A 2,957-nucleotide genomic window follows, 5' to 3' on the forward strand; every position below is an offset into this window, starting at 1 on the left:
GGCCCTGTGGCAGGCTGTGATGATCCAGGAGAAGCTGACCATAGCTCTGCGCCAGAAAGCGGGGCAGGGGGGCTGCGCTGAACCTCTGCCAGTGCTGGCTGAGCCAGTGATCGTAGAGCATATCCACCACAATGCCGCCGAAGCGGCGCCAGGGGGCTTCGAAGCTCGCCACGGCGGCCCGATGGGCCGGGTGGGCATCGGTGAAGGCGTCTATCTTGCGGTGCAGCCAGATCCCCTCGTCGAAGTGGTCAGCCAGACCCGTCGGTAGCGGACCCTTGATGAAGTCCCCCAGCAGGTTGCCGGTGAGGGAGCTGCCGGTATGGGCCGCCAGATGGAGGTGGGCGAGAAAATTCATGGGATGGGGCTCGCGTGCCTGGGCGTGAACGGGTGATCCGAGCCTAACGAATCGTGGCCGGATTGACCATGGGCAGGATGTTTCATCCCCAAGTCCCCTTGCCGGGCAAATTTGAGGCGTGGTAAGGTGCTTGCCATCTTTGTCACAGGACGCGACAAATCACCATGATGCGCAAAGCCAGAGGCTTTTTTCTGGCCTTCTATTTCAAGCCTTTCTATCTCTCCGAGTGGTTCGACGAATAGGTCGAGGCCCCGGAGCAGTTCATTGACGCCCATGGCGGCGTAATCCCGCTCATCTGCAATTTGCCGTTTGTTGGCCATCGCTTGCCTCTGCCTGCGATGCCTTGACCGCGCCTGTGCGCTTTTTATGTAATGGAGTACTCACGATGAAGACCACACTGACCCTGTCAGCCCTTGTTGCTGCCTGTCTGCTCGCCACCCCCGTCACCGCCAAGGAGTGGAAGACGGTACGCTTTGGCGTGGAGGGGGCCTATCCACCCTTCTCATGGACCGATGCGTCCGGAGAGATCAAGGGATTTGACATCGATCTTGCCAACGCCCTGTGCCAGCAGATGGCCGTCAGGTGCGAACTGGTGGCCCAGGATTGGGACGGTATGATCCCGGCCCTGCTGTCGCGCAAGTACGACGCCATCATCGCTGCCATGTCGATCACCGACGAGCGGCGCAAGAAGGTCGACTTCACCGAGAAATATGCCCACATTCCCAACCGCTTCGTGGCGGCCAGGGGCACCGAACTGACGCTGACGCCGGAAGGGATGGCGGGCAAGCGCATCGGCGTGCAGCGGGCCACCACCCACGACAAGTACCTGACCGACAACTTCGGCTCCAGCGTCACCATAGTGCGTTACGGCAGTGCCGATGAAGCCTACCTCGACCTGAAGGCGGGACGGGTGCTGGCCCTGCTGGCCGACGCCTCGGCCATCGAACAGGGGTTGCTTAGCAAGGAAGGGGGCGACAAGTTCGACTATGTGGGGCCAGCCCTGACCGACCGTCAATGGTTTGGCGACGGCATGGGGATCGCGGTGCGCAAGGGGGATCAGGATCTCAGGGCCAAGCTGAACGACGCCATCAAGGCCCTGCGCGCCAACGGCAAGTATCAGGAGATCAACCGGAAGTACTTCAAGTACGATATCTATGGCGGTTGATGGGTAACAGTCGGAGGGAGCCTGCTCCCTCCTTTTTCATGCAGCAAGGAGAGATCCCATGTTGACCCTGATCGAGGGTGCGCAGATCCATAGTCCGGCCCCGCTCGGCCAGCAGGATTTGCTGGTGGCGGATGGCCGCATCGCCTGGATGGGCAAGGGACTGACGGTTCCGGTCGACTGGCCACTGACGCGGGTGGACGCTGGCGGCCGCTATCTGGTGCCCGGACTGGTGGACCCGCTCGCCCATATCACGGGAGGGGGAGGCGAGGGAGGCTTCGGCTTTCGCACGCCGGAGCTCTCGGCAAGGGAAGCTCTGGCGGCGGGGGTTACCACGCTCGTGGCGGCCCTCGGCACCGACAGCCTGACCCGCAGCCCGGCCCAGGTGCTGGGGAAGGTGCGCGAGTTTCGCGCCGCCGGGGTGAGCGCCTTCATGTACACCGGCTCCTACCACCTGCCGGTCAAGACCCTCACCGGCACGGTGGAGTCGGACATCATGCTGATCCCCGAGGTGCTGGGGGTGGGGGAGGTGGCCATCAGCGATCACAGGTCCAGCGCCCCCACCCACGACGAGCTGGCGCGGCTGGCGAGCGAGGCGCGGGTGGCCGGGCTGTTGTCGGGCAAAAGTGGCGTCAGCTTCTTTCACCTGGGGGATGGCCGGGGGGCGCTGGCGCCCCTGCGGGCGTTGCGCGATGACACCGACATCCCGCAACGCCAGCTCTACCCCACCCACTGCAACCGCAACCCCTGGCTCTTTGCCGAGGCCATCGAGTGGGGTCGGGCAGGCGGCTGGGTCGACCTCACCACGTCGAGCTTCCCGGATCTGCTGGATGACGGGGAGCGGCTCGCGGCCGACGCCCTGGTGGCGTTGCTGGCGGCGGGCGTGCCCGTGGATCGCATCAGCTTCAGCTCGGACGCCAACGCCAGTCTGCCGCGCTTTGACGGCGAGGGGCGGCTCATCGAGCTGCGCTGCGGCCAGATAGGGAGCCTGTGGCAGGAGGTGGTGGCGGCCTGCGGCAAGGGGGTGGCGCTGGAGACGGCGTTGGCGGTAGTGACGGCCAATCCGGCCAGGGCGCTGGGGCTTGCGAGCAAGGGTACCCTGGGGGTAGGGCAGGATGCGGATCTGCTGCTGATCGATCCTGATACGTTCACCATCGAGCGGGTGATGAGTGGGGGGCGGTGGCGCACCTGAATACCGGCGCCTGTCATCCAGCCCGCTCAGTTCATCAAAAAAAGCCCGGCAGCAGTGCCGGGCTTTGTCGTGCCATGGGGGGTCAGATGGCCAGGAACCCCAGGATCAGAATGGGGCCGAGCAGGCTCAGGATAAAGCCGGAGACGATGGCCACCGGCACCACCTGGATGCCGCCGGATTTCTGGATGACAGGCAGGGTGAAGTCCAGCGCCGTGGCGCCGCCGTAGCCGATGGCGGCGCTGGGGGGG

The 2,957-nt window shown here is 64.8% G+C and carries 5 protein-coding genes; 2 read left to right on the plus strand and 3 right to left on the minus strand.

Going from position 1 to position 2,957, the window contains the following annotated elements; genetic code table 11:
* On the minus strand, window positions 1-355 hold a 355-nt coding region (locus tag AACR77_RS07330; RefSeq protein ID WP_042880627.1), incomplete at its 3' end, for an acyl carrier protein phosphodiesterase.
* On the minus strand, window positions 352-675 hold the full coding sequence (locus AACR77_RS07335) for a hypothetical protein (RefSeq protein ID WP_042015941.1): 324 nt from the start codon (window positions 673-675) through the stop codon (window positions 352-354). The genes AACR77_RS07335 and AACR77_RS07330, both read right to left, overlap by 4 nt.
* A gap of 65 nt (window positions 676-740) precedes the next feature.
* Between AACR77_RS07335 and AACR77_RS07340 the strand changes: the two genes are divergently transcribed.
* Window positions 741-1,520, plus strand: coding sequence for an ABC transporter substrate-binding protein (locus tag AACR77_RS07340; RefSeq protein WP_042880629.1), 780 nt, complete (start codon window positions 741-743; stop codon window positions 1,518-1,520).
* A gap of 58 nt (window positions 1,521-1,578) precedes the next feature.
* Window positions 1,579-2,709 carry a beta-aspartyl-peptidase gene (gene iadA, locus AACR77_RS07345; protein ID WP_042880631.1) on the plus strand — a complete coding sequence of 377 codons (1,131 nt, stop codon included), beginning with the start codon at window positions 1,579-1,581 and terminating at the stop codon, window positions 2,707-2,709.
* Window positions 2,710-2,791: 82 nt separating this feature from the next.
* Here iadA and AACR77_RS07350 read toward each other — a convergent pair.
* Window positions 2,792-2,957 (minus strand): LysO family transporter (locus tag AACR77_RS07350; RefSeq protein WP_231563173.1); only part of this gene is annotated, 166 nt, incomplete at its 5' end.

This window comes from Aeromonas sp. ZOR0002, from assembly GCF_963866995.1.
GTDB classification, from domain to species: domain Bacteria; phylum Pseudomonadota; class Gammaproteobacteria; order Enterobacterales; family Aeromonadaceae; genus Aeromonas; species Aeromonas caviae.

What these genes read in the sequence shown, in the direction of transcription:
- iadA (WP_042880631.1), top strand. Translation starts at nt 1,579, where the DNA reads ATGTTGACCCTGATCGAGGGTGCGCAGATCCATAGTCCGGCCCCGCTC.
- AACR77_RS07335 (WP_042015941.1), bottom strand. Translation starts at nt 675, where the DNA reads ATGGCCAACAAACGGCAAATTGCAGATGAGCGGGATTACGCCGCCATG.
- AACR77_RS07340 (WP_042880629.1), top strand. Translation starts at nt 741, where the DNA reads ATGAAGACCACACTGACCCTGTCAGCCCTTGTTGCTGCCTGTCTGCTC.